Here is a 26,470-nt window from a genome sequence, read left to right on the forward strand (position 1 = left end):
AAGGCCCGAAGGTCCCCTCCTTTCCCCCGTAGGGCGTATGCGGTATTAGCAGTCGTTTCCAACTGTTATCCCCCTCGACTGGGCAGATCCCTAGGCATTACTCACCCGTCCGCCGCTCGCCACCTCAGAAGTAAACTCCCTTGTGCTGCCGCTCGACTTGCATGTGTTAGGCCTGCCGCCAGCGTTCAATCTGAGCCATGATCAAACTCTTCAATTAAAGTTTTGTTGCTTCCGTCTTGCGACTTCAGCRGCTCAATGAATTCTGATTTTTTGTTTCTCGCTAAAAGAAACAAACTGTACATATTACTATGAACACTCATTGTTACATTGATTTAAATTTTTGACTGCCAACCCTGAGGCTAAGCAGTTTCGATTAACTCAACACCTGTGAGTGTCCACACAGATTTGCTTGATAAATTGTTAAAGAGCGTTGACCACACACTGAGTTTTCAGCGGGTCAGGGCTGCGTATTCTACGCATTCCCGTTAGTGCGTCAAGTAGTTTTTTAAACTTTCTCAACACTCATCGTTTAGCTTGCTAACCGATGAACTGCTTGGCTTTCTTTGCTTAACTTGCGTTTCGCTGTCTGCCGTGTCAGTGGATGCGCATTATAGGGAGATTGAGAAAGTCCGCAAGGGCTTTTTTGAGAAAAATGGATCTTTTTTTAATACTTTCAGTTAGTCACACAATACCCCCACTTTATCCTCAGACTTATCCACAAAATGGGTTTTAACGGTTAAATTTGCTACAGCGGCGGGTTAACTTTAGAGGCTATCGATAAGAATGAAATGATGTTCAATGGGGAATAACGACGATTAGCTATATAAAGAAGAGTAAGAATGTAATCCGGATGACATGGGAGTAAACGTGAGGCTTAATTCTAAATTAATGAAGAAATAAAAAGGCAACTTAGATAAGTTGCCTTTAGTGTACGTTTTATTCTACTTATTCAGTAGGCTTAATCTGTCAGCAGATTAACTTAACTTGCCGTGACATTGTTTGTACTTACGACCAGAGCCACAAGGACAAGGATCGTTGCGACCCACTTTGTCACCATCACGGATCATCGGTGCTTGCGCAGTGACAGCTTCATGCTCATCACCACCGCCAACAAGCGACTCTGCCGCTGCGTGTTGATAGTCGCGCTGGATCTTGGCATCTTCTTCACGACGACGCGCTTCCATTTCTTCCACATCTGACTGAGCTTGCACTTGTACTTTCGACAGCACACTGATGACGTCGTGTTTCAAGGTGTTCAATAGTTGTTGGAATAACTCAAACGACTCACGCTTATATTCTTGCTTTGGATTCTTCTGCGCGTAACCACGTAAGTGGATACCTTGACGCAGATGGTCCATCGCCGCTAAGTGTTCTTTCCACAGGCCATCGAGCGTTTGTAGCATAACGGCTTTTTCAAACTGGCGTAGCACTTGTGCGCCAACCATTTCTTCTTTTGCCTTATACGCATCGCCCCAAGCAGTAATAATACGCTCACGTAGACTCTCTTCATGCAGATCGTCTTCTTTATCTAACCATTCCTGGATAGGTAATTTGAGCATAAATTCTTGGTGTAGACGTTGCTCTAAACCTGGGATATCCCACAGCTCTTCTACTGATTGCGGTGGAATATACTGATCAATTACTGCGCCAATCACATCGTCTTGGATGTTTTGGATAGTATCTTCAATACTTTCCGCATCCATCAACTCATTGCGCTGGGCGTAAACCACTTGGCGTTGATCGTTAGCGACGTCATCAAATTCGAGTAATTGCTTACGGATATCGAAGTTACGGGCTTCAACTTTACGTTGAGCGTTTTCGATTGCGCGTGACACCCATGGATGCTCGATCGCTTCGCCTTCTTCCATACCCAGCTTTTTCATCATGCCAGAGACACGATCCGAGGCGAAGATACGCATTAAGCTATCTTCCATCGATAGATAGAAGCGTGATGAACCCGCGTCACCTTGACGACCCGCACGACCACGTAACTGGTTATCGATACGGCGTGATTCGTGACGTTCTGTACCTAGGATATGTAAACCACCCGCAGCAACGACTTCATCATGACGAATTTGCCAATCGGCTTTGATCTTAGCTTTTTGCTCTGCTGTTGGATTATCGAGTTCATCGATTTCCATGTTCCAGTTGCCGCCAAGCACGATATCGGTACCACGACCTGCCATGTTCGTCGCAATAGTCACAGAGCCAGTACGGCCAGCTTGCGCGACGATTTCAGCTTCTCGTTCGTGGAATTTAGCATTTAAAACTTCGTGCGGGATCTTTTCCTGCACCATTAAGCGCGCTAACAGTTCAGACTGTTCGATTGATACTGTACCCACCAATACTGGCTGACCACGTTCACGGCAATCTTTAATGTCTTTAATGATCGCTTGATATTTTTCATCGGCGGTCAAATAAACTAAATCCGCCATATCCTTACGCACCATTGGACGGTTAGTCGGCACAACGACTGTGTCTAATCCATAGATGTGTTGGAATTCAAACGCTTCAGTGTCAGCTGTACCTGTCATACCTGCCAGCTTCTCGTATTGACGGAAGTAGTTCTGGAAAGTGATCGAAGCCAATGTTTGGTTTTCGTTTTGAATATGCACGCCTTCTTTGGCTTCGACGGCTTGATGTAAGCCTTCTGACCAACGACGACCTGGCATAGTACGACCCGTGTGTTCATCGACTATGATGACTTCGTTGTCTTGTACTATGTAATCCACATCACGTTCAAACAGCGTGTGCGCACGAAGCGCCGCGTTGACGTGGTGTAATAGGGAAATATTTGCAGCAGAATAGAGTGAGTCGCCTTCGGCTAACATGCCGCGCTCGATCAGCAGGTTTTCTACTTTTTCTTGACCACGCTCGGTGAAATGCACTTGTTTGGCTTTTTCATCGATGCTGTAGTCGCCCTCACCCACAAACTCTTCCGTATCTTCTTTATCTTGACGGATAAGATTAGGGATCAGGGTGTTGATCTTGATGTATAGCTCAGAGCTATCTTCAGCGGCGCCAGAGATGATCAGCGGCGTACGCGCTTCGTCGATTAAGATTGAATCCACTTCATCGATTAGGGCGTAGTGCAACGGACGTTGAACCCGTTCTTGCGGTGAAAACGCCATGTTATCGCGCAGATAATCGAAACCAAACTCGTTGTTGGTCCCGTAAGTGATATCGGCGTTATAGGCAGATTTCTTCTCATGTTGGCCAATACCAGCGACGTTGATTCCTACGGTTAAACCAAGGAACTCAAACAGTGGGCGGTTATTCTCGGCATCACGACGTGCCAAGTAATCGTTCACTGTAATCACGTGGACGCCTTTGCCTGTCAATGCGTTTAAGTAGGCGGGTAAGGTTGCCGTTAAGGTTTTACCTTCACCCGTACGCATTTCAGCAATACGGTTGCTGTCGAGTACCATACCGCCGAGTAACTGCACGTCGAAATGACGCATATCAAATACACGCTTAGACGCTTCGCGCACTGTCGCAAAGGCTTCAGCCATGATGCTATCTAATGAAGCTCCAGCAGCTAAACGCTCACGGAACTCTGCGGTTTTCGCCTTTAATGCTTCATCGGTTAATTTTTCATAATCAGCTTCTAATGCGTTAATGCTAATAACGATCTTTTGAAGCCCTTTAAGGGTGCGGTCGTTGCGACTACCAAATACTTTTGTCAGTAATTTACCAAACATCTGAATCACTTATTCTCTGTAGGCCAAGTCCATGATGGAAACTAGAAGCCAATGTTTCAATTAACTTGCTTTGCGGTAGACAAACTTTTGTGGATCTATCTGCTGTCCGCCGCGCAACACTTCATAATGCACATGAGCCCCAGTTGAGCGCCCAGTGCTTCCCATACTGGCGATAGCATCGCCTTTTGCGACCACATCACCTACAGTCACTGACAAAGCTTTATTATGGCCATAACGCGTATGCAAACCGTTACCATGGTCGATTTCAACCAATTCGCCATAACCGAACATATTTCCAGCAAAAGTCACCACGCCTGCAGCAGTCGCAACAACTTTAGCTCCTTCTCGACCGGTAAAATCAATCCCCTTATGCACAGACCTGCGACCGTTGAAAGGGTCATTACGTAATCCGTAGGGTGACGATAACCAACCTTTATCGAGCGGGATACCAGATATATAACGTTCATCATCTATATGGTGGTTAGATGACACTGTTTCAAGTAGTGAAAGCTGAACATTATTATTGTCAATTCGTGATGCCAACTTATCCATATCGTCGATAAGCTGTCCGAGCTCGATGTTAGTGCCTAGTTCGCTCAAACCACCCACACCAACCTCGGATGAAAAATCAAAATCTTCATCCAACTTATTCTGCTGGGCGACCTGTTGACCTAAAGCTTCGAGACGGGTGATCTTGGCTTGCATACGTGCAACATGAGTCACAAGCATAGCCAGTTGAGACTCAGTAGCACTTTTAAGCTCTAAGACTTGTTTCTTTTGTTGTTCGCGCACGAGACGATCGTTATCGACACTGGCTTGCTGATCTTGAAATCGAGCGGAGTTGTGTTGATAAATACCGGACCCAGTGGCCAACAATAGTATTGGAAGTAGCAACCAGCGTTTACTGGGCTGCCAGCGTGTGACGCCATTCCGACCTTGAATAAATACTGTTACACTCATAGCCTAATTCAGCCATCTTATTATCATATGAAAAAGCCCCCTCAAGATCTCAGCCAATTACTGCATCAATCGGGAAAATTACCCGACATTGCTGAGAAAGCGGAACTACTTATGTATCTGGATCAGCATGTGAAGCAGATTATTGCAGGTCCTGTTGCGGAGCAACTAAAAGTCGCTAATTTCCGCCAGGGTGTTCTTGTGGTTGAAACCACTTCGGCAGCTTGGGCTGCGCGAATTAATTTCCAAAAGCCGAAGCTATTAACCCAGCTTCAAGCAGAAACGCTCCCAATCCTTACCGCAATTGAAGTTAAAGTCAACCCGAGATTAGCAATGTATGACGCAAAGCCTAAACAGGGACATAAAGAATTAAGCCCAGCAGCAGCGGAGCACATTGCAGCATTAGCGGAAAATATTGGCGGTTCACTGGGTGAAAAACTAAAACGGCTGGCCTCATTGGCCAGCCGTAATAAATAATCTTACCGCTTTTTAAGCAAATACAGCGCCACCTGGTACGGTAAAGCTGACGGGGACATCGGCTTCTTTTTCGAAGCTAACCAACTCCCACGCATCTTGTTGCGCGAGTAAAGCACGCACCAATTGGTTGTTCAACGCATGACCGGTTTTATACGCAGTGAACTCACCTAAAATAGCGTGCCCAGCCACATATAAATCACCAAACGCATCTAGAATTTTGTGCTTAACAAATTCGTCCTCATAACGCAGGCCGTCGGGATTAAGGACGCGATATTCATCAAGTACAACAGCGTTTTCCATGCTACCGCCCAACGCTAGGTTGTTGGCTCGCAAATATTCGATATCACGCATAAACCCAAAAGTACGGGCACGGCTGATATCTTTCACGAAAGCAGAAGTTGAAAAGTCCATCACCACATGCTGTTGGCTACGAGCGATTTCTGGATGCGCAAAATCAATTTTAAAATTGACTCTAAAACCTTTAAACGGTTTTAACTCGGCCCATTTATCGCCATCTTCAACGCGCACAGTGCGCTTAATCTTTAAATACTTCTTAGGCGCGGCCTGCTCTTTAATACCCGCAGACTGCAACAAGAAGACGAATGGGCTTGCACTGCCATCCATAATAGGAATTTCAGGCGCGTCCACTTCGATTACAGCGTTATCTATGCCTAAACCCGCAAGAGCTGCAAATAAATGCTCAATGGTCGAGATACGAATACCTTCGTCATTGACAAGTGCCGTACACATAGTGGTTTCACGAACTTGCTCCGCCTTCGCTGGAATGGCGACGGCAGGACTCAAATCGGTGCGCACGAGTACGATCCCTGAATTAACGGGCGCGGGCATAATGCTCAAAGTGACCTTGTTGCCAGAATGCAATCCGACACCAGTTGTTTTCACCATTTTCTGAACAGTTCGTTGAAATATCATTCAGTTACCCGTTTATATGCCAATTATAAAGCCTAATATTTGTACACTCAGCATCGGCAAATCGAGCCGCACTGGTTCAACATAATAACATAACTTTATTATGTCACACAAATGCAGCTATGTTGTGGTATTGCCCAAAACGAACAACACCTCACATATTACGCTGGACTCAAACGCTCTCGCTAGTCGGCTTGCTTACGCAAAAATGCTGGAATATCAAGATAATCCAATTCATGCTTTGTCGATGGTGCAGGCGTAGGAGCTGGCTGCGGAGCCGCTGGCAACACGTTGCCTTTTGGCGCTGCATAGTTCACATGTGCAGCTTCTTCGACATAGGCTTCGACTTTTGGTTCAACAACTACAGGCTCTGGACGAGGTGCAGGTTTAGAAACCAATTGGATATCTGGACGCTTTTCAGCACCAATACCAGTCGCAACAACCGTTACACGCAACTCATCACTCATTTCAGGGTCGATGACAGCGCCAACAACCACAGTCGCGTTGTCAGAGGCATAAGCCTTAACATGATTACCGACAGTTTCGAATTCTTCGATACTCATGTCCATACCCGCAGTAATGTTAACTAACACACCACGCGCACCGGCTAAGTCGATGTCTTCTAATAATGGGCTGGCAACAGCAGCTTCGGCCGCTTCTTCTGCACGGTCTTCACCGCGAGCGACGCCTGTACCCATCATGGCATTACCCATTTCAGACATCACAGTCTTCACGTCGGCGAAGTCGACGTTAATCAGACCAGGACGAGTGATAAGCTCGGCAATACCTTGTACCGCACCAAGTAACACGTTATTCGCTGCGGCGAACGCATCGAGTAAAGAAGTACCACGGCCCAATACTTTTAATAATTTTTCGTTCGGGATCGTGATTAACGAATCCACGTGTTTAGCCAGCTCAGCAATACCTTGCTCAGCGTAAGCCATACGTTTTTTCCCTTCGAATGGGAAAGGCTTAGTCACAACCGCAACGGTCAGAATACCTTCTTCACGTGCGATTTGAGCCACAACAGGTGCAGCACCTGTACCTGTACCACCGCCCATACCGGCAGCGATAAAGATCATGTCAGAACCTTTGATTGCCGCGCGAATGTTTTCGCGGTCTTCTTCAGCTGCAGCACGACCCACATCTGGGTTTGCCCCTGCTCCAAGACCTTTAGTGACATCGCGTCCTAATTGAATTGTTGAGCCAGCGCCTGATTTTCTCAGGGCCTGAGCGTCTGTATTGGTAACGATAAACTCAACACCTTCAATGTTGTGTTTGACCATATGTTCGACAGCGTTACCGCCGCCGCCGCCAACGCCGATGACTTTAATCACCGCGTCGTCTGAGTGAGTATCCATGATCTCAAACATTGTCTGATCTCCGTGTTGCCTGCGTTATGAAAATTAAAATTCGCCCTTAAACCAGCTTTGGACCCGATTCCAAGCGCTAGTTACCCCTTGGCGCTCAGGACGTTCGAACTGACGTTCGATCACCCGTCGTGCGCCGTAATGAAGCAGTCCGACTCCAGTGGAGTAAATAGACTGGTCCACGTATTCATATAAACCTTTGATCGGTAGCGGTGACGCTACGCGAACTGGCATGCCAAAAGTCGCTTCCGCAATATCGACCACACCTTGAATCGACGCTGTGCCACCTGTGAGCACAATACCTGCGGCGATTTGATCTTCTAACCCACTGTCTTTCAACTCTTTAAGCACAAGCTCAAACAGCTCTTGGTATCTTGGTTCAACCACTTCGGCGAGCGTGTGACGTGACATACTACGCGATGGACGACCACCTACCGATGGCACTTCAATACTGTCTTCGCGGCTCACCATAGAACTGCGCGCACAGGCGAACTGCACTTTAATTTGTTCAGCATGCGACGACGGCGTGCGGAAAATCTTTGCGATGTCGTTCGTCACTTGGTTACCTGCAACCGGTACAACCGCACAATGACGCAAGGCGCCATTGGTATATACCGCGATATCCGTAGTGCCACCGCCGATATCGACGATACATACACCTAAATCTTTCTCATCGAAGGTCAACACAGCATCTGCCGAGGCAATCCCCGAGAACACTAAGTCGTCGACCTTAAGGCCACAACGCTCAACGCTCTTAGTAATATTCTTCGCCATATCATTGGCGCAGGTCACTATGTGTACCTTGGCCTCCATACGCATACCGGACATACCGATTGGGCTGCGAATACCGTCCTGAACGTCGATTGCATATTCCTGCGGCAGCACGTGTAAAATGCGACGTTCGGTCGGGATCTTCACCGAGCGAGCCGTATGGATCACGTTATCAACATCTTCCTGTGTCACTTCTTCATCATTGATCGATACCATGCCGTTTTCATTTTGGCAGGCGATGTGTTTGCCCGAAATACTCAAGTAAACCGATGAAACTTGGCAATCCGCCATTAATTCCGCTTGATCGAGCGCACGTTGCACACTGCGAACTATCGAATCTAAATCGTTCACGCCACCTTTATCCATTCCCCTTGAGGGATGGTTACCAAGGCCGACTATGCTAATTTCGCCATCGGGCAGAACTTCGCCTATGATCACTGCGACCTTAGAGGTTCCTATGTCCAATCCGACGATAAGGTTTCTATCTTGGTTTTTGATCATTAATTATCGGCTCTCTTGTTTGTGCATCGCCCCAGCCTACGGCCAACCCTGTGTCGTAGCGCAAATCTACTCTGGCAACGGATTTCTCTTGTTTCGCCAAAACCGGATAAACAGTAATAAATCGTTGTATCCGTGCAATTTTATCTTCTCGACCCAAATCTAAAACGATACCGTTTCCAAGGGTCGCGTGCCACGCATGTCGTGGCGTTAAATTCAAACTGGCTAAGGTAAAGCCATTAATCTTTAGTAGGGAGTTGATCTGTGCATAGACAGTCAACACCTCAAGGCCCATATCATTTGGTCCAGATAACTGCGGTAAATGCTCAAGCTCTGGGTGCGATGGCGCTTCGAATACTTCTCCATGCACGTTCAACCACAAGTCACCATTCCAATGAGCTGCGGGTTGTTGCTCTTGCAAATACACCCTGAGTTTCGCTGGCCACTCACGCCTTACCGATGCGCGATACACCCAAGGTAAAGCTTCTAACGCCTGCTGCACTAAGGTAATGTCAGCACTAAAAAAACTGCGCTGCATTAAATGCTGTAGTGCTACTTGTATATCTTTATCTGTGGTGTAAACCCGCTCACCTTTGATGGCAACGGCCTCAATCGGCAAGTTGCTGGCATCATTCAAAAATTTATGTAACTGATAGCCACCAAATACAAAACTGGCTACGATGAAGAATAAAAAGCCAGCCCCGCTCCATTGATACCAATTAAACCGTGACATTCTTGCCCGCCAGTGCCGCCTCTTATCACTCCAAGACACGCTTCATCCCACCTTTAACGACACCCATTAAAAACCACAGAAAACCGGCCATTATATAGACCAAAATCCTTTGGTCAAAATTTCCTTTTTCTCGCAGATCAAGCGCTAAAGATCAGCTTGCTTGCGCAGGTAATTCCACCACAGCAAACCCTAATCCAGACGACGCTAACTGTCGTGACAGTGCGCCAATATTACCCGCACCTTGGGTGAGTAATAAATCCCCGTCCTGCAATACATCGGGCAGCACTTCTGCAAGCAGATCTGGGCTTGCGATAAAGATCGGATCTAGCTGACCACGCAAGCGAATTGAACGACATAATGCGCGACCATCCGCACCTGTGATCGGCGCTTCACCCGCACTATAAATATCGAGTAACAATAAGCAATCCACTTGTGATAACACTTCCACAAAATCCTCATACAAATCACGGGTACGAGTGTATCTGTGCGGCTGATACGCCATGACCAAACGTCTATCAGGCCATCCTGCGCGCGCAGCTTTAATGGTCGCCGCAACTTCGCTGGGATGATGACCATAATCATCCACTAACATGACTTCGCCCTTCGGCGTGGCGAATTTGCCTAAATGCTGGAAACGACGCCCTATACCTTGGAACTCCACTAAAGCCTGAGTAATAGCGTTATCGTCGATTTCATCTTCAGTCGCCACCGTAATGGCAGCTAACGCATTGAGCACATTATGTTGACCCGGTAAATTCAACACCAGATCGAGATCTTCTTTAGCTTTACGTCTGACAGTAAAACGGCACTGATGACCTTGCTGGCTAAAATTAAGTGCTTGCACGTCCGCATCATCACTGAAACCATAGGTCACGTGTTTACGGCCAATACGCGGCAGAATCTCACGCACGACGGCATCATCAATGCACACCACAGCGACACCGTAGAACGGCAAGTTGTGTAGAAAATCCACAAAAGTCGATTTCAGTTTTTCAAAATCACCGCCATAAGTATCCATATGATCGGCTTCGATGTTGGTCACCACACTGACCATAGGCTGCAAATGCAAAAAGCTCGCATCACTCTCATCGGCTTCGGCAATCAAATAACGGCTGGTGCCTAATCTGGCATTGGTACCGGCACTGTTGAGCAAGCCACCAATCACAAAGGTTGGGTCCCGCCCAGCTTGGCCATAAACGCTGGCGATAAGGCTCGTTGTCGTGGTTTTACCATGGGTGCCCGCAATCGCGACACCATGTCGATAACGCATCAACTCGGCTAACATCTCAGCACGACGCACAATAGGAATACGTAATTCTTTAGCGGCAAGGATTTCTGGATTTTCCAGATTAATCGCGGTTGATATGACGACCACATCCACTTGCTGCACGTTTTCAGCGGCATGACCAATTTGGATCTTGGCTCCGAGTAAACACAATCTGTCGGTCACGGCATTTTGCGCAATATCCGAACCACTCACCTGATAGCCTTCGTTCACTAACACTTCGGCGATCCCGCCCATGCCCGCGCCGCCAATGCCGACGAAGTGAATACGCTTAATACGGCGCATTTCTGGGATCATGCTTCTCAGTTGTGCGTATCTTTCTGTCTTAGTCATGCTTATCCTTTCTCAGCAAGGCTGATGCACACTGCGGCAACTTGTTCAGTCGCATCCAGTACCGCAACGTCTCTCGCTCTTTGGCCCATACGGGCTAATTCTGTTCTGTCATTGGCGAGCAACTGTAATTTGTTCGCCAGTTTATTCACATCCAAGATGGCCTGTGGCAATAGGAAAGCTGCGCCAGCCTCAACCAATACTTGAGCGTTACGGGTTTGGTGATCATCCACTGCATGGGGATAAGGTACCAGAATACTCGGTAGCCCCACCGCTGCTAACTCAGACACAGTCAAGGCGCCAGCTCGGCACAATACCACATCAGCCCAGCGATAGGCGGCTTCCATATCGTCGATAAACTCAGCGATATTCACGCCACCATCTTGTCCTTGTTGCTGATATGCCGCCTTCACGCCCGTAAGATTATCTTTACCCACTTGATGCCAAACCGTCACAGACTGCTGCTGACTCAGTATCGCGACCGCTTCTGGCATAAGATCGTTAAATACTTTGGCGCCAAGGCTGCCACCGACCACGAGCACTTTTAAGGCTTTATCAGCCTCATGCTTAGGTTCTGCACCTAAGGCAATCAGTTCTTGGCGAATCGGATTACCAACGACCTTGGCCTTCACTGTGGTAAAGGTATTTTTAAAGGCGCATAACACTTGCGTCGCAATCCGCGACAACAACTTGTTTGTCATCCCTGGGATGGCATTTTGTTCATGCAGCACCAGTGGAATTCCAGCTAATCTTGCCGCAACACCACCTGGGCCACTGGCGAATCCGCCCATGCCAAGGACCACATCGGGTTTAAACTCAGCAATCACGGCCTTAGCCTGCAATATTGAACGCACCACTTTAAAGGGCGCCGCAAGTTTTCGGATCAAACCATTACCGCGCACACCTTTGATATCGATGAAATCAATATCAAATCCATACTGGGGCACTAAACGCGCCTCCATACGATCTGCCGTGCCTAACCAACGCACTTGCCAACCCTGTTGAGCTAAATACTTAGCCACCGCCAGTGCCGGGAACACATGTCCTCCCGTACCACCCGCCATGACTAAAATACGTTTTCCTGTTGGAGTCATCACTTCAATCTCCCTTGCACGGCCTGAACTAATGTCATGCGCCGCTCGTAATCAATGCGCAACAACATCATAGCTGCCGCAGTCATGACCCATAAACTACTACCACCGTAACTGATAAAAGGTAATGTCAGCCCTTTGGTTGGCAACATGCCGATACTCGCGCCGACATTCACCACAGTCTGGAAACAAATCCAAATACCGATGGCATAACCTAAATAACCTTCAAATGGCTTATCCATGGCTAAACACAAATTACCTAAACGAATCGATCTCAGCGCCACAAATAGCAGTACAGATAACACGGCAATAATGCCGATAAAGCCCAATTCTTCCCCGATCACGGCAAAGATAAAGTCAGTGTGCGCTTCGGGTAAATATTCTAATTTTTGAATACTATTTCCGAGCCCTTGGCCAAACCAATCACCTCGACCATAGGCCATCAAAGATTGAGTCAACTGGTAACCGCTACCGAAGGGATCTTGCCAAGGATCCATAAAGGAAGTCACTCGGCGGATACGATACGGTTCCAATAGCACTAGGGCCACGAACGCCAATACGCCCGCAAAAATCAAGGCAAAGAAATCGAGTAAACGCGCACCGGCTAAAAACAATAGACCAACCGTTCCCACAAATAGCACCACCACAGTACCTAAGTCGGGCTGCATCAAAATCAGCACAGCGTAAATCGCAAATACTGCAATCGGCTTATAGAAGCCTTTAGCATTCTCGCGCACTTCCTGATGACGCCTCACTAAGTAACCCGCCATATAGATGGCGAAGGCAAATTTAGCGACTTCCGCCACCTGGATGCGAATAGGGCCTATGGATAACCAACGCGTTGCACCGTTTACCGTAGTGCCAACCACCAATACAGCCAACAACATCAAACCCACAATCAACAACAACATGGGGCTCCAGCGCTGCCAAGTCTGCATCTCTACTCTTAGCACAAATGCCGCAATGAATAAGCAACCCACTAAATAACCCACATGGCGAGTCATAAAATAAAATGGGTTCCCCGTGAGCGTTTGCGCTTCAGGCATAGAGGCTGACATCACCATTACAAAGCCGAAGCTAATCAAAGACAACACAGCCGCGAGCAAAGCACGGTCGTACAATTGCACGCCCGGGACTTCGGTATCACGTTGCCAATTGGGTATTGCTAAACGCAAACGCCCAAATAGGCTAAGTTGTCTTGCATCACTCGCCATTAAGTTGTCCCACGAGGTTTCTAAAATCATCACCTCGAGCCATGAAGTTACTGTACATATCTAAACTGGCGCAGGCTGGCGATAATAAAACGATATCACCAGAAGTTGCCAATTCAGCGGCTTTCGCTACCGCAGCAGCCATAGTGTCGACTCTTATCGAGCCGTCTTTCAATGCAGCAATCTTTTTACCATCGCGGCCTAAGGTGATGAGGTGTGTGACTTTAGCTAAAGCCACAGCTAAAGGCTTAAAATCAGCCCCTTTACCGTCACCGCCAGCAATCAAAATAATATCGCCTAAGTGGTCACTCAAGCCATCGAGCGCGGCGACTGTGGCACCGACATTTGTCGCTTTAGAGTCATTGACATAGGTCACGCCATTCTTAACACCAACCACTTCACAGCGATGGGATAAGCCAGTAAAAGTACGCGCCACTTTTGCCATAACGTGCTTATCGACACCGACGACATCCACAAGCGCCATCGCCGCAAGTAGGTTGGCATGGTTATGACTGCCAATCAGTGACACTTCAGTAATCGGCATTATTTCGCTGCTGCCGTGATAAATCTTGCTGTCGCTGATGCCCCATTCGTCCGCTTCTGGCGCCGCTAAACCAAAACTGTTTTGGTTCATTGGTTCTGGCGGTACGGTCAGTTTATCGTCACGATTAAAGAGTACGGCACGGGTTTGTTTGTATAAGCGTAATTTAGCCTCGCGGTAGGCATCGATGTCACTGTATCTGTCCATGTGGTCTTCGCTGATATTCAAACAGGTCGCCACCACACACTTAAGACTGTGGGTGGTTTCCAATTGAAAGCTCGACAACTCAAGCACAAATAAGTCCGTATTTTCATGCAGTAAATCCAGCGCAGGCACACCGATATTACCTCCGACGGCAACAGCAATACCCGCTTCCCTTGCCATCTCGCCCACCAACGTAGTGACGGTCGATTTTCCGTTAGAGCCAGTAATACCAATCACACAAGGTTTACGGTCAGCAATCTCACGGGCAAATAGCTCCACATCGCCAATCACCTCAATGCCCATATCCACAGCGGCACGCACCTCTGGGGTATAAGTAGCAATGCCGGGACTAATAATGATCTGCGTCGCTTGCACAAGATAACGGCAATCGAATCCGCCAGAAATCAGCTTCACATCAGGAAAAGACGTTGCTAACGTTTCAGCACCCGGAGGCTGCCGACGACTGTCCATCACCAATGGCGTAATGCCCTTTCCACACAAATAGCGCACCACGGACAAGCCCGTTGCCCCTAAACCTAACACTATGTGTGAATACTGATTTTGCATAACCAATTACCTTAACTTCAACGTGGCTAAGCCAAGTAAGACGAGGAATATCGAGATAATCCAAAAACGCACTATCACTCGAGGTTCAGGCCAACCTTTTAACTCATAGTGATGGTGTATCGGCGCCATGCGGAAAATACGCTGTCCACGTAACTTGTACGAACCCACCTGCAGGATCACCGACAGAGTTTCCATCACGAACACGCCGCCCATGATCACTAACAAAATCTCTTGGCGAACGAGCACTGCAATCGTGCCAAGTGCAGCACCTAATGACAGTGAACCCACATCGCCCATGAAGACTTGCGCAGGGTAAGTGTTGAACCACAAAAAGCCCAGACCCGCACCGACAATGGCGGTACAGACGATCACTAACTCACCCGAACCGGGTAAATGCGGGATATGTAAGTAATTCGCAAACTGAGCGTGACCCGACAAATAAGCAATCAACGCAAACGCCGCCGCGACCATTACCGTCGGCATAATCGCCAAACCGTCGAGGCCGTCGGTTAAGTTCACCGCATTGCTCGAACCCACAATAGTGAAATACGCCAATACGATAAATACGGCGCCGAGTTGCGGCATCACGTCTTTAAAGAAAGGCACCACTAATTGGGTTTCGCCTGGATTGGCCGCCGTGGCATACAGAAAAAAAGCAATAAGCAGCGCAGCCAAAGATTGCAGAATGTACTTCCAGCGCGCGATCAAGCCTTTAGTGTCTTTACGTACCACTTTGCGATAATCGTCGATAAAACCGATCAAACCGAAACTGCCGAGCACAAACAGCATGACCCACACATAGCGGCTACCCAGATCACCCCACAACAATACGCTGATGAAAATAGCAGCCAATATCAGCAAGCCACCCATAGTCGGCGTGCCACGCTTACTAAAATGTGATTCTGGACCATCGTTACGCACAACCTGACCAATTTGCAGTAATTGCAAACGTTCAATCAGTTTAGGGCCAAACCATAAGCTAAAAACCAATGCGGTCAATAAGCCTAAAATGGCTCGAAATGTCACATAGGAAAACACGTTAAACCCGGTATGAAAACGGGTTAAATACTCGGCCAGATATACCAGCATTTACACTAACTCCCCACGCCCGAAGGCTACTGTTAGGCCATCCACGACCCGCTCCATGGCGGCGCTACGTGAACCTTTAACGAGAACCGTTACCTGTCCCGGCAACTGGTTTATATGCTTTATAAGTTTTTCTACTAACGTCGCCACACTGTCATAGTGCTCCGCACCGAAAGCTTGGCTCGTGTGCTGACTTAAAGTTCCGGTACAAAACAAGGCATCAATCCCCTGTTGCTTGGCCAGTTGCCCTAGTTCAGCGTGTAAAAGGGGCGCATTGTCGCCTAATTCTCCTAAATCTCCCAGTACCAGACAGCGATTTTCAGAAATTTCCTTTAACCAAGCGATAGCAGCGCCAACGGACACAGGATTTGCGTTATAGCTATCGTCGATTAGACGCACGCGTCCCAATTGACTCGGCTGCATACGTCCTTTCACTGGCGTTAATTGGCTCAAGCCTTCAGATATTTCAGTCAAACTCAATCCCAAAGCAATACAAACACTTGCAGCGGCGAGTGCATTACTCACTTGATGACGACCCGCCAACGGCAATACCACTTGGCAAGATTCACCTAAATAATTGAGCATAAAACGATAGCAACCATCCGCATTAGTCTTATGGCCTGTCGCTATCACGTCGATATGACGTTTAGCGGCGCCATCTTGCTGAGAGAAGCTCAGTTGCTTATAAGGTCTTGCCTTAACGCTCATAAAATCAGCGAAGGCATCATCGGCATTGATGATGGCAGTGCCATCAGCCTGCAGATGATTAAAAATCTCTGACTTCGCCTGTGCGACACCCGCTTGCGATCCAAATCCTTCTAAATGGGCGCTGCCGACGTTATTCACCAGCGCGACGTTTGGACGCACGAGTCCCGAGGTGTAATCGATTTCACCTTTATGGTTAGCGCCGAGCTCGAATATCCCAAACTCATCCTCTGGCGTTAAACGCAGCAAAGTGAGCGGCACACCAATCTCATTATTAAAATTGCCAGCGGTATAGAGGATTTGATGCTTTGCCGACAGAATGGTCGCGATCATTTCCTTCACGCTGGTTTTGCCGTTTGAGCCAGTCAAAGCAACACAAATCGGATTGATCTGGTCACGAACATAAGCACCAATCGCACCCATGGCCTTTTGACAATCAGCCACTATGAGCTGCGGGATATCAAAAGCTAACTCACGCTCAACCATTAACGCCGCTGCGCCGTTCGCAATAGCTGTTGCTGCAAAATCATGGCCGTCAAAGCGCTCACCCTTTAAGGCAACAAACAGGGTTGCAGCGCCGATTTTACGGCTATCACTGCTTAAATCTTGGATGGTGACGTCGTCACCGACTCGATACACGCCTAAGTGTTGACTTAGAGTCTCGAGAGAAAGAGGGATCATCTTGATTGCTCCGATAACTGGCGTGCCAGGGCGCGTTCATCATAATCATGACGCACACCTGCCGCCTCTTGGTAAGTTTCGTGGCCCTTGCCCGCAAGCAAGATCACATCGCCAGGTTTAGCCAATGCCACAACCTCTTTAATTGCTGCGATACGGTCAACCTCAGTCAATGCCAGCTCTGGTGTTGCAAGCCCTTGGATAATATCGGTAATAATTTGCGCAGGGTCTTCACTGCGCGCATTGTCGCTGGTCACCATAATACGGTCGGCATACTGTTCTGCAGCTTGACCCATCAAAGGACGCTTGCCCTTATCACGGTCGCCGCCACAACCAAACACGCACCATAAATCACCGGCACAATGGCGACGTAGCGCGTTTAACGCTTGTTCGATCGCATCGGGTGTATGGGCATAATCGACCACTAAGGTGATGTTATCCACTGTAGTGAAACGCTCCATACGACCTGCAACGGGCGTTAAATATTGCACCTGCTCGGCTAACGCTTTCATATCAAAACCTTGCAGATACAAGGCCGATAACGCCGCGAGTAAATTAGAGAGATTAAAGGCACCAAGAAGTGGCGAGTGGATTTGAGTCTCGCCCTCGGGCCACACTAAGGTTGCACTGACACCTTGATCGTCAAACTTGGCATTTTTGGTATAAAAAGCCGCACCTTGATGACCTTCAATACTAAAACCCCAAATCTGCGCAGGCACAGGCTTAAGCTCAGTCAACCAAGAGGCGCCAACTGCATCGTCGAGATTCAATAAACCGTGACCTAAAGTGCTGAAACGAAATAGGCTTTGTTTAGCGGCGGCATAGCTTTCCATATCGCCGTGGTAATCGAGGTGATCGCGCGTCAGATTAGTGAACACGGCAACATCAAATGGTACTGCGTCGACCCGGCCTTGCACTAAGCCGTGACTCGACACTTCCATGGCGCAGACGTTCGCGCCTTGGGCTTCAAACTCATGCAACTGACGCATTAAGGTAATCGCATCGGCTGTAGTGTTACCACTATCAACAAGCTCGCCCCAGAGACCATTGCCAAGGGTGCCCATGACGGCGGCTTTGCGCCCCAATGAAGTTACCAGTTGTGCAATGAGTTGACTCGTAGAGGTTTTACCGTTAGTTCCAGTAATACCGATAACCCCAAGGGATGGCATAACGGCAGACTTGTGCGCTAAGGGATAACGCTGGGCGGCAATTGCCGATACCTGACGACTTAACTGAAAGAAATAAATCTGCACACCGTACTCGGCATTATCGCCCAGCAACACTTTGCCATGTTGGTCAGCATCATCCGTGTGAACTAATACGCCTGCAGCACCTAAATCTAAGGCTTTTTCAATAAACTGTCTGCCATCGACCTTATGTCCTGGCAGCGCCAAAAACACATCGCCGCGACGTATTGCGCGGCTATCTAAGGTCAGATCATTGAAGGACTGCGCGCCAGCATAATGTAGCCAAGGCGCTAGCAAATCCCGTAATAACATCATTCTGCTCTCCCAGCGGCTATTCCCGCCAATTGCACTTGTTCTTTATCGGTAATGGGTTCAACGTTTAACATTTGCAGTGCGCCAGACATGACTTTGGCAAATGCAGGCCCCGCCACTGAACCACCATAATAGAGATCGCCCTTAGGCTCATTCACTACCACCACTATCGCTAATCTAGGATTATTCGCAGGAGCAACACCCGCAAATAAAGCAACATAATCATCACCATAACCACCAGCAACTGCCTTACGACTTGTGCCAGACTTACCTGCAACTGGATAACCATCGATGTGCGCTAAAGTGCCAGTGCCGCCTTTTTCCGTTACACCGACCAGCATTTGCATTACATCGTGGGCCACATTTTCAGAAATGACTCGCTCACCGACAGGTGGCTTTTTCAGTTTCATTATCGAGACTGGAAACAAAGTGCCGCCATTGCCTAAGGTGGCATACATGCGCGCAAGTTGAAGTGTTGTTGCCGTTAAGCCGTAACCAAACGACAAGGTGGCACGTTCAAAGTCTGACCAACGGTGGCGATCTTGAATCAAGCCAGCGCTTTCACCCGTGAGGTTAATTCCCGAAAAACTGCCAAGTCCCATAGATTGATAGGTGCCGAGTAACTGCTGCACCGGAATAGACAAAGCCAATTTACTGATGCCGACGTTACTGGATTTAGCCAAAATACGCGCCAAACTCATATCGCCGTAGTTGGCGGGGTCACGTACTTGGCGACCACCTAAACGCATCCAACCCGGTGAAGTGGCAATAATATCGGTCGATTTAACTGTGCCAGCTTCAAGCGCTGCGGCAACCACAAATGGCTTAATGGTCGAACCCGGCTCAAAGGTATCTGTCATAGCACGGTTACGCATTCTGAAGGTTTGCAGATTGTCGCGCGCATTGGGGTTATACGAAGGCGTATTCACCATTGCCAAGACTTCACCCGTGTGAATGTCGAGGACGACAATCGAACCCGAAGTCGCTTGGTTCATCTCAGTGGTGCGTTTTAGTTCGCGATAGGCTAATTGTTGGATCCTATGATCGATACTCAGCACGAGATCGTTAGGGCTCTCACCTTCCTGCACTATATCCAGACGCTCGACGACATGACCATCGCGTGACTTACGCACTTTTTGTTTGGAAGGCGTACCTGTTAACCAACTATTGTAAGCATTTTCAACACCTTCAATCCCAACATCATCTATGTTAGTGATGCCGATTAACTGAGCTGTGATTTCACCACCAGGATAATAGCGGCGAGATTCGGACTTTAGAAATACACCGGGTAATTTAAGCTGAGTAATATAGTCCGCAACCGCAGGGGTAATTTGGCGTTTCAAGTAGGTGAAGCGTTTAGTGGGGTTACTGCGCACTCGCTCTAACAAATCTTCGAGGGGCTCATGCAACACATCGGCTAAGGCTTGCCAGCGGCGCATATCGGCAAAACCATTACTATCATTGACTTGTTTTGGATCGGCCCAGACGGCTCGTACAGGTACGCTCACGGCCAGCATGTCGCCATTACGGTCGGTGATCAAGCCACGCTGCACTTCACGACTTGTGGTCCGCAATGTTCGCATGTCACTTTCGTGACGTAATTTGTCGGGCTCGATAATTTGAATGTAAGCTGCGCGTCCCACTAGGCTGCAAAACAACGCACACACAAACCCGACCACTACGTATAAACGCCAGTGGATCAATTGAGGTTTTTGCGGTTTGCTTACCCGTTTGATTTTCGCTTGCCTAGTCATATCTTCCCTATACTCACGGCACCTTTACCACAACTTCTTCGCTGGGTAACGGACGACTCATGTTGAGTTCCTTAGAGGCAATACGCGTAATACGACTGTGCTCAGTCTGCGATTGCTCTTCTAATAATAAATTGCGCCACTCAATATCTAATCTATCTCGCTCCTGCAGTAACTGGTCCCACTGGGTTGTCAGTTGACGGCTAACATGGCTGCCATAAACCACGGCAACCGCATTACTCAGCACAAGCAAGGCTAATAACAAGATCCATTTGTGCAGCCATAAATCATGTAAAACGATCCGTGGCAGATTAATCGAGGGCTTACTCACAGTGCGCCCCTTAGTAATCTAAACGCTCGGCAATGCGTAACACTGAGCTGCGAGCTCTGGCATTGCGTTCGATTTCTTCGTCGGATGGCATAATCGCCTTGCCCACGGCACGTAACTTACGTGACTTGTTAATTTGATCTTCAGTAACCGGAAAACCGTGCGGCACACTTTCGCCTTGGCTATGACGACGAATAAAACGCTTCACGATACGATCTTCTAAAGAATGGAAACTGATGACCGACAAGCGTCCTTGGGGTGCGAGCACATTGACGGCTCCTTCAAGTGCCTGATCAATTTGATCTAATTCACTATTGATATAAATGCGGATTGCTTGAAACACCCGAGTCGCAGGGTGCTTATTACGTTCTTTATTTTTAGTGATACGCGCAATTAAATCGGCTAAATCTTTGGTACGTAAAAAAGGCGTTTTCTCACGGTCGGCAGCAATACAACGGGCAATATGGCGAGCATTTTTCTCTTCACCGTAGGTTTTAAATACCCAAGCCATATCTTCAATTTCGGCACGAGCCAACCATTGCGCAGCCGTTTGGCCTTGACTGTTATCCATACGCATATCGAGTGGGCCATCACGCATAAAACTAAAGCCACGTTCGGCATCGTCGAGCTGAGGTGAAGACACACCTAAATCGAGTAATACGCCATCTATTTTGCCCACAAGCCCAAGCTCTTCAACGTAATCGGCTAATTGGCCAAAGCCACCATGCACGATTTGAAAGCGTGGATCGTCAGCAAATTGTTTGGCCGCTTCAATCGCTTGAGGATCACGATCGATGGCGATCAATCGACCATGTTCACCGAGTTGTTGTAATACTTGTCTTGAATGACCACCGCGGCCGAACGTGCCATCGATATAGATGCCATCGTCTTTGATGTTTAAACCGCCAACCGTTTCTGCTAGCAGTACGGATAAATGGGCAAATTCTTGACTCATTACTCTCTTCTTATTTAGTTATCACGACTCGTTAAAGTGAAAAATCCGCGAGGCGCTCATTATTAACGAGATCCTCACTTCGAATCGTTTCCTGACATTCATCAATTTGCTGCAGCCAAGATTGCTCATCCCACAGCTCAAATTTATTCAATTGCCCCACCAGCATGATGCGCTTATCTAAATTGGCATATTGCCTTAACGGTGGCGGCAGTAATATGCGCCCATTACTGTCGAGCTCCACTTCGTGGGCGTAGCCGAGTAACAGGCGTTTTAAAGATCTCTGGGTTTTATCGGTATCTGAAAGCTTCAACAACTTAGCTTCGATCAATTCCCATTCGTGAATGGGATACAAGAGTAAACAGGCGGATTGGATATCGACGGTAATCACGATGCGGCCTTGGTGCTCAAGCTGCAAAGGTTCGCGGTATCGCACTGGAATAGCGATCCGTCCCTTTGTATCTAAGTTGATAGCACTGGCTCCACGAAACACGCTAATTCATCCTATCCTTTGATTTTTGATCCACAAATATCCACTATTTCCCACAACTGCTAAGTTTAGGGACAGTCGACAAGCATTGTCAAGGGATGGGATCCTTTTATAAATCCAGTCGGCAAGCGGGTTAGCCGCATGTTGAGCACTTAACCTCGCGACAAACTTTTGACAAGAAAAACCATTAGAGATTGACTAAACAGAGGAAACAACAGGAATAAATAGCGCCGATATATTCAGCAACCTTTTGCTTTCAGGTGCTTGCGATGAAAAAAATGGGGAATTATTTCTGTATTTGTGGGATTTTACGGGTCGAGAAATAACGTCAAACTCAAAAACGCAACAAAACAAACTTACGTCCATCCTTATTCGACAGTCAAAAAAGAGTTGAAATCAGCATAAAAATCTAAATTTTCATTCCAAATAAAGACGTTCATCTTTTTACTAATGGCTGAATATTAATGTCGCGATTGCGAGAAAGATCAAAAATCCCACGTAAAATCCACCAAAAGAACCACTTTCTCCCTATACATTCACCTTATACCCGCACTAGCTACCTAATAGCTCGCCCTATTCGCCTTAACAAGTTAAACGGCGTATAGTCTAAATATTGACCTACTTCAGCCGATATCATATTAAGAGGTGTAATAACAAGGAGGCGTTATGAGTGGATTGGATAGCATTTATGCCATGCTGGCACAGCCAGTAAAAGCCGTGTTTCACCCTAAACGGGTTGTTGACCAAGTCAGCAGTGCAAGCGCAAATGCCCCCGATAGCCATGAAACACCGCAGTCGCAGTTACCTCCAGCGTTAGAAAGCCGCAATACTAAAGTCAGGGAAAGACGCAAAGAATCAGATAACAATAAAAATAAGAAACGCCGTGCATCGGATGAAACCGAAACGCTAAAACTAAAAGAAGGTGTCGTACTTGAAGTGACCGATGATTCCGCAGAAATCAAAAAGCCACCGAGCCAACATATCATTGATGTAGAAGTATAAATCCGTACTGATATAAAACGGAAAAGGCGCAATCCCATTGGATTAGCGCCTTTTTATTAGCCTCTTTTTAGCAGCACTATCGAGCATGCCTGAAATCAGGCCAGATTTCGAATCATGCGATACCTCAAATTAAGTTTTATCTCAAACCAATGCCGCCTCAAGGCGTATTGTTTAAGTTCGAGTTCTGGCCACCGCGTCCTGCCAACCAGTGTATAGCTGTACTCGAGTCTGGGCATCGATATTAGGGATAAAATGCTTATCGATACAGGCTTTGTGCTCAAGCTCTATCACACTCTCCCAAAAGCCCACGGCCAACCCAGCTAAAAATGCCGCACCCAAAGCGGTTGTCTCACAAACGCTTGGCCTTAACACTTCGACATCGGTAATGTCGGCTTGAAATTGCATCAAAAAATCATTAGCGACCGCGCCGCCATCCACCTTTAAACGCTTAAGGCTGACGCCACTGTCTTTGATCATGGCATCAAGTAAATCTTTACTCTGGTAAGCGATGGATTCTAACGCCGCCCGAATAATATGATTACGATTCGCCCCGCGTGTCAGACCAAATAGCGCACCACGGGCATTGGGATCCCAATAGGGCGCACCGAGTCCCACAAAAGCGGGCACCAGATACACGCCATTAGTATCGGCGACCTTAGAGGCAAAGTACTCAGTATCACTGGCGTCACGAATAAGCCCCAGTTCATCTCGCAGCCATTGAATGGTCGCACCGCCCATAAAGACTGAACCTTCGAGGGCATAGTTCACTTCACCCTTAGGCCCCACGGCAACTGTAGTCAATAAGCCATGGTCTGAGCGCACCGCTTTTGTCCCTGTATTCATCAATAAAAAACAACCAGTGCCGTAGGTATTCTTCGCCATGCCGGGCTCGACACATAACTGACCAAAAAGCGCCGCTTGTTGGTCGCCTGCCATCCCTGCGACTTGGATTTCACTGCCTTCGCCAGCAATCCGTGTTGTACCATACACGCTGCAGGAAGGTTTAACGTCAGGCAACATAGACAAGGGAATATCTAAGGCTTCGAGTAACTTATTATCCCAAGTCAGGCTATGGATATTGAATAGTAGAGTGCGGGCAGCATTGGTGGGATCGGTAACATGCACCTTGCCCTCGGTTAACTTCCACACGAGCCAAGTATCGATAGTGCCGAACAACAACTCACCACGCTCGGCTTGCTCACGGGCATTGGGCACATTATCTAGAATCCACTTGATCTTAGTGCCTGAAAAATAAGGGTCGAGTAATAAACCGGTATTCTCACGCACATATTCTTCTAACCCTTGAGCTTTGAGTTGCTCACAAATCTCAGCGCTGCGGCGGCACTGCCACACAATCGCGTTATAAATAGGTTTACCTGTGGCCTTCTCCCATATAACAGTTGTTTCCCGCTGATTGGTAATGCCAATGGCGGCCACTTCATCACTGTGAATACCCGCACGCGCCAATACTTCAATTAACACTGAACTTTGGCTTGCCCAAATCTCCATGGGATCATGCTCGACCCAACCCGGATTAGGGTACAACTGGGTAAATTCCCGCTGGGACACGCTGACAATGTTTGCGTCGTGATCGAACACTATCGCCCTTGAGCTGGTCGTGCCTTGATCTAAGGCCACCACGTATTTTTTCTGCACGCTACTATCCTATCTGAACTCTCCGCCGCCTTTTTATGCTGGCGAGAATTAACATGATCCACCGACTTATGCAGTGAATATATTCGGAATTTACCGCCGTGACCAGCAAGCAAGCCGTAAAACAAGATAACGCCACCATGCTATAGCCATAAAAAAGCCCTGAAGATTCAGGGCTTTTTTTAACATGCTGAAATTACATCTTGTAGCTCATTTGGATACCCGCAAGCCATACATCACCGCTTGCTTCACCGTTAAAGTTAACAGTCGCGAGGTTCAATAGGTTTTGCTGTTCGTTGATTGGCGCATCGCCAGTCGCTTTAATATAAGTCACAGCAAAATCAACGTTCAGGTTCTTAGTTGCCTGATAACCTGCGCCGACAGAGAACCACAGACGGTCAGAGTCTGGAATTGTGGTTGTGCGCCACTCGTCATTTGCCGCCGTTTTATCTAAAGCAACACCGGCACGCACTAACCAGTCGTTATTCACTTGATAAGTCGTCCCTAGCGCGAAGCGCCAGTTATCTTCGAAGTGCTCTTCTTTAACTAAATCAGACTCTAAACCGCCCTTAGGTTTAACTTCACCAGGGAAATAAGCCACTAGTTGATCGAATACGCTCCAATCTGTCCAGTTCACACTCGCATGCATGGCCCAGTTATCGGTCAATTGGTGATGGGAAGCTATCTCTGCAAAAGCGGGCAATTCAAGCGGTAAATAACCTTCAATAGACACATCTTGGCCGCCAGTGTACAGCACACCTGAGGCATGACCATCCAAGTCCAGTTGCACGCCGCTGTGATAAGCAAAACCCAAACGGTGAGCCGGATTAATTTGCCAGCTTGCACCTAACTGCCAGCCATAACCCACATCATCACCCTTCATGCTTTTCAGCTCAGTGCCACCTGGAGGTAACACAGCCTGCACAGGAGCCGGCAGAGCAGGTTTGATACCATCAACCCAACCTGGTAATGAGGCACCGATTTCGCCTTCACCATAAACGATACGTACACCAGCACCTACGCTAACAGCATCATTGATGCGATAAGCGATGTTTGGATTAAATTCAACGGTCGTAACCGAAGTCTTGTTACCAAAAATAGCCGCTGCGTGGGTCGCGGGTAATTCAGTGGCTAGACCATAATTAGAGTTTACCGCTAGGCCCCAAGTCCATTGATCATTTAGCTGATTTGAATAATAAAAATTTGGCACGAGTGCGTCATCGGCCACATCTAGTGCGTCGCCACCTTTCATAACTACAGGATTAGGACCAATTAACGGTGAGCTAAGGCTGACATCACCTGTCACATCGACGTTTGGCATTACGTAAATGCCACCCGCGGACAACTGACGTCCTTCTAAATAAGTGAGCATTGCAGGATTTCGACCTTGAGCCGAAGCGTTATCCGCCATAGCGGCTTCACCCGCAAAGGCGCGACCTAAACCTGTAGCAGAGTATTCCGCAAGTTGAAAACCCGCGGCATGGAGTTGAGTCGTTGAACTTAACAAGGCTGCAGTGACAGCCAAAGTCAGAAGACGTTTTTGCATTGTTATTCTCTAATCATATTATTGTTATCTGTACTACTTAGATGAGTACTGTGGCGTTCAGGCAAAATAGAGCAAACACTCCATATTGAATGCGCAGCAGTTTACTTATGCAGA

General features: G+C 47.8%; 21 protein-coding genes and 1 rRNA gene. 2 read left to right on the forward strand and 20 right to left on the reverse strand.

The features are described from left to right. From L5M38_RS10065 to L5M38_RS10075, 3 genes are all read right to left on the reverse strand, one after another. Window positions 1-217, reverse strand: a 16S ribosomal RNA gene (locus L5M38_RS10065); the annotation flags it as partial. Between the two features lie 757 nt (window positions 218-974). Then, window positions 975-3,701 carry a preprotein translocase subunit SecA gene (gene secA, locus L5M38_RS10070; RefSeq protein WP_212601193.1) on the reverse strand — a complete coding sequence of 909 codons (2,727 nt, stop codon included), beginning with the start codon at window positions 3,699-3,701 and terminating at the stop codon, window positions 975-977. A gap of 60 nt (window positions 3,702-3,761) precedes the next feature. After that, entirely contained in the window at window positions 3,762-4,661 is a 900-nt protein-coding gene (locus L5M38_RS10075; RefSeq protein WP_105251201.1) for a M23 family metallopeptidase, read from the reverse strand. A 27-nt stretch (window positions 4,662-4,688) separates the two neighbouring features. On the opposite strand from L5M38_RS10075, the gene L5M38_RS10080 reads away from it, so the two are divergent. Continuing rightward, complete coding sequence (locus L5M38_RS10080; RefSeq protein ID WP_263179003.1) at window positions 4,689-5,135, forward strand: DUF721 domain-containing protein; 447 nt, start codon at window positions 4,689-4,691, stop codon at window positions 5,133-5,135. A 12-nt stretch (window positions 5,136-5,147) separates the two neighbouring features. On the opposite strand, the gene lpxC is transcribed toward L5M38_RS10080, so the two are convergent. From lpxC to mraZ, 15 genes are all read right to left on the reverse strand, one after another. Further along, a complete protein-coding gene (lpxC, locus tag L5M38_RS10085) occupies window positions 5,148-6,068 on the reverse strand; it encodes a UDP-3-O-acyl-N-acetylglucosamine deacetylase (protein WP_198572582.1) in 921 nt (306 codons plus the stop codon). A 182-nt stretch (window positions 6,069-6,250) separates the two neighbouring features. After that, window positions 6,251-7,438 carry a cell division protein FtsZ gene (gene ftsZ / locus L5M38_RS10090; RefSeq protein ID WP_106648312.1) on the reverse strand — a complete coding sequence of 396 codons (1,188 nt, stop codon included), beginning with the start codon at window positions 7,436-7,438 and terminating at the stop codon, window positions 6,251-6,253. A 33-nt stretch (window positions 7,439-7,471) separates the two neighbouring features. Beyond that, window positions 7,472-8,707 (reverse strand): cell division protein FtsA, encoded by a 1,236-nt coding sequence (gene ftsA, locus L5M38_RS10095; RefSeq protein WP_006079897.1) that lies wholly within the window; start codon window positions 8,705-8,707, stop codon window positions 7,472-7,474. Then, on the reverse strand, window positions 8,688-9,437 hold the full coding sequence (locus tag L5M38_RS10100) for a cell division protein FtsQ/DivIB (RefSeq protein ID WP_168826587.1): 750 nt from the start codon (window positions 9,435-9,437) through the stop codon (window positions 8,688-8,690). The genes ftsA and L5M38_RS10100 overlap by 20 nt, the downstream gene beginning before the upstream one ends. Window positions 9,438-9,588: 151 nt before the next feature. Then, window positions 9,589-11,055, reverse strand: a complete 1,467-nt coding sequence (murC, locus tag L5M38_RS10105) for a UDP-N-acetylmuramate--L-alanine ligase (protein ID WP_263140602.1) — start codon at window positions 11,053-11,055, stop codon at window positions 9,589-9,591. Between the two features lie 2 nt (window positions 11,056-11,057). Further along, complete coding sequence (gene murG, locus L5M38_RS10110; RefSeq protein ID WP_263179059.1) at window positions 11,058-12,146, reverse strand: undecaprenyldiphospho-muramoylpentapeptide beta-N-acetylglucosaminyltransferase; 1,089 nt, start codon at window positions 12,144-12,146, stop codon at window positions 11,058-11,060. Beyond that, complete coding sequence (gene ftsW / locus L5M38_RS10115) at window positions 12,146-13,357, reverse strand: cell division protein FtsW (protein WP_113941076.1); 1,212 nt, start codon at window positions 13,355-13,357, stop codon at window positions 12,146-12,148. The genes murG and ftsW overlap by 1 nt, the downstream gene beginning before the upstream one ends. After that, window positions 13,347-14,666, reverse strand: coding sequence for a UDP-N-acetylmuramoyl-L-alanine--D-glutamate ligase (murD, locus tag L5M38_RS10120; RefSeq protein WP_263179005.1), 1,320 nt, complete (start codon window positions 14,664-14,666; stop codon window positions 13,347-13,349). The genes ftsW and murD overlap by 11 nt, the downstream gene beginning before the upstream one ends. 6 nt (window positions 14,667-14,672) lie before the next feature. Continuing rightward, window positions 14,673-15,755: a phospho-N-acetylmuramoyl-pentapeptide-transferase gene (gene mraY / locus L5M38_RS10125; RefSeq protein ID WP_006079891.1), complete on the reverse strand. Its 1,083-nt coding sequence runs from the start codon at window positions 15,753-15,755 to the stop codon at window positions 14,673-14,675. Then, the gene (locus L5M38_RS10130; RefSeq protein WP_212601187.1) at window positions 15,756-17,138 is read right to left on the reverse strand and encodes a UDP-N-acetylmuramoyl-tripeptide--D-alanyl-D-alanine ligase; all 1,383 of its coding nucleotides are present in this window, start codon (window positions 17,136-17,138) and stop codon (window positions 15,756-15,758) included. Further along, window positions 17,135-18,637: a UDP-N-acetylmuramoyl-L-alanyl-D-glutamate--2,6-diaminopimelate ligase gene (murE, locus tag L5M38_RS10135; protein ID WP_263179007.1), complete on the reverse strand. Its 1,503-nt coding sequence runs from the start codon at window positions 18,635-18,637 to the stop codon at window positions 17,135-17,137. Before murE ends, L5M38_RS10130 begins: the two co-directional genes overlap by 4 nt. Then, window positions 18,634-20,388, reverse strand: a complete 1,755-nt coding sequence (locus L5M38_RS10140; protein ID WP_105251191.1) for a penicillin-binding transpeptidase domain-containing protein — start codon at window positions 20,386-20,388, stop codon at window positions 18,634-18,636. Before L5M38_RS10140 ends, murE begins: the two co-directional genes overlap by 4 nt. Window positions 20,389-20,401: 13 nt before the next feature. Continuing rightward, window positions 20,402-20,716 carry a cell division protein FtsL gene (ftsL, locus tag L5M38_RS10145; protein WP_105251190.1) on the reverse strand — a complete coding sequence of 105 codons (315 nt, stop codon included), beginning with the start codon at window positions 20,714-20,716 and terminating at the stop codon, window positions 20,402-20,404. Window positions 20,717-20,726: 10 nt separating this feature from the next. Then, on the reverse strand, window positions 20,727-21,668 hold the full coding sequence (gene rsmH, locus L5M38_RS10150; RefSeq protein WP_263168651.1) for a 16S rRNA (cytosine(1402)-N(4))-methyltransferase RsmH: 942 nt from the start codon (window positions 21,666-21,668) through the stop codon (window positions 20,727-20,729). Window positions 21,669-21,699: 31 nt separating this feature from the next. Further along, a complete protein-coding gene (mraZ, locus tag L5M38_RS10155; RefSeq protein ID WP_105251188.1) occupies window positions 21,700-22,158 on the reverse strand; it encodes a division/cell wall cluster transcriptional repressor MraZ in 459 nt (152 codons plus the stop codon). A gap of 663 nt (window positions 22,159-22,821) precedes the next feature. Between mraZ and L5M38_RS10160 the strand changes: the two genes are divergently transcribed. Further along, window positions 22,822-23,157, forward strand: a complete 336-nt coding sequence (locus L5M38_RS10160) for a hypothetical protein (protein WP_168826581.1) — start codon at window positions 22,822-22,824, stop codon at window positions 23,155-23,157. A 171-nt stretch (window positions 23,158-23,328) separates the two neighbouring features. On the opposite strand, the gene glpK is transcribed toward L5M38_RS10160, so the two are convergent. Further along, a complete protein-coding gene (gene glpK / locus L5M38_RS10165) occupies window positions 23,329-24,813 on the reverse strand; it encodes a glycerol kinase GlpK (protein WP_263179008.1) in 1,485 nt (494 codons plus the stop codon). Window positions 24,814-25,006: 193 nt separating this feature from the next. Continuing rightward, on the reverse strand, window positions 25,007-26,356 hold the full coding sequence (locus tag L5M38_RS10170; protein ID WP_219234674.1) for an outer membrane protein transport protein: 1,350 nt from the start codon (window positions 26,354-26,356) through the stop codon (window positions 25,007-25,009). Between the last annotated feature and the right edge of the window lie 114 nt (window positions 26,357-26,470).

This window comes from Shewanella sp. SM101 (genome assembly GCF_025654465.1).
Taxonomy (GTDB): domain Bacteria; phylum Pseudomonadota; class Gammaproteobacteria; order Enterobacterales; family Shewanellaceae; genus Shewanella; species Shewanella oncorhynchi.

Excerpts from the sequence above, each read along its gene's own strand:
- murC (WP_263140602.1), bottom strand. The coding sequence starts at position 11,055 with ATGACTAAGACAGAAAGATACGCACAACTGAGAAGCATGATCCCAGAA.
- secA (WP_212601193.1), bottom strand. The coding sequence starts at position 3,701 with ATGTTTGGTAAATTACTGACAAAAGTATTTGGTAGTCGCAACGACCGC.
- murG (WP_263179059.1), bottom strand. The coding sequence starts at position 12,146 with ATGACTCCAACAGGAAAACGTATTTTAGTCATGGCGGGTGGTACGGGA.
- L5M38_RS10130 (WP_212601187.1), bottom strand. The coding sequence starts at position 17,138 with ATGATCCCTCTTTCTCTCGAGACTCTAAGTCAACACTTAGGCGTGTAT.
- rsmH (WP_263168651.1), bottom strand. The coding sequence starts at position 21,668 with ATGAGTCAAGAATTTGCCCATTTATCCGTACTGCTAGCAGAAACGGTT.
- L5M38_RS10100 (WP_168826587.1), bottom strand. The coding sequence starts at position 9,437 with ATGTCACGGTTTAATTGGTATCAATGGAGCGGGGCTGGCTTTTTATTC.
- ftsZ (WP_106648312.1), bottom strand. The coding sequence starts at position 7,438 with ATGTTTGAGATCATGGATACTCACTCAGACGACGCGGTGATTAAAGTC.
- murD (WP_263179005.1), bottom strand. The coding sequence starts at position 14,666 with ATGCAAAATCAGTATTCACACATAGTGTTAGGTTTAGGGGCAACGGGC.
- L5M38_RS10080 (WP_263179003.1), top strand. The coding sequence starts at position 4,689 with ATGAAAAAGCCCCCTCAAGATCTCAGCCAATTACTGCATCAATCGGGA.
- L5M38_RS10160 (WP_168826581.1), top strand. The coding sequence starts at position 22,822 with ATGAGTGGATTGGATAGCATTTATGCCATGCTGGCACAGCCAGTAAAA.
- ftsW (WP_113941076.1), bottom strand. The coding sequence starts at position 13,357 with ATGGCGAGTGATGCAAGACAACTTAGCCTATTTGGGCGTTTGCGTTTA.
- L5M38_RS10170 (WP_219234674.1), bottom strand. The coding sequence starts at position 26,356 with ATGCAAAAACGTCTTCTGACTTTGGCTGTCACTGCAGCCTTGTTAAGT.
- ftsA (WP_006079897.1), bottom strand. The coding sequence starts at position 8,707 with ATGATCAAAAACCAAGATAGAAACCTTATCGTCGGATTGGACATAGGA.
- murE (WP_263179007.1), bottom strand. The coding sequence starts at position 18,637 with ATGATGTTATTACGGGATTTGCTAGCGCCTTGGCTACATTATGCTGGC.
- mraY (WP_006079891.1), bottom strand. The coding sequence starts at position 15,755 with ATGCTGGTATATCTGGCCGAGTATTTAACCCGTTTTCATACCGGGTTT.
- lpxC (WP_198572582.1), bottom strand. The coding sequence starts at position 6,068 with ATGATATTTCAACGAACTGTTCAGAAAATGGTGAAAACAACTGGTGTC.
- L5M38_RS10075 (WP_105251201.1), bottom strand. The coding sequence starts at position 4,661 with ATGAGTGTAACAGTATTTATTCAAGGTCGGAATGGCGTCACACGCTGG.
- L5M38_RS10140 (WP_105251191.1), bottom strand. The coding sequence starts at position 20,388 with ATGACTAGGCAAGCGAAAATCAAACGGGTAAGCAAACCGCAAAAACCT.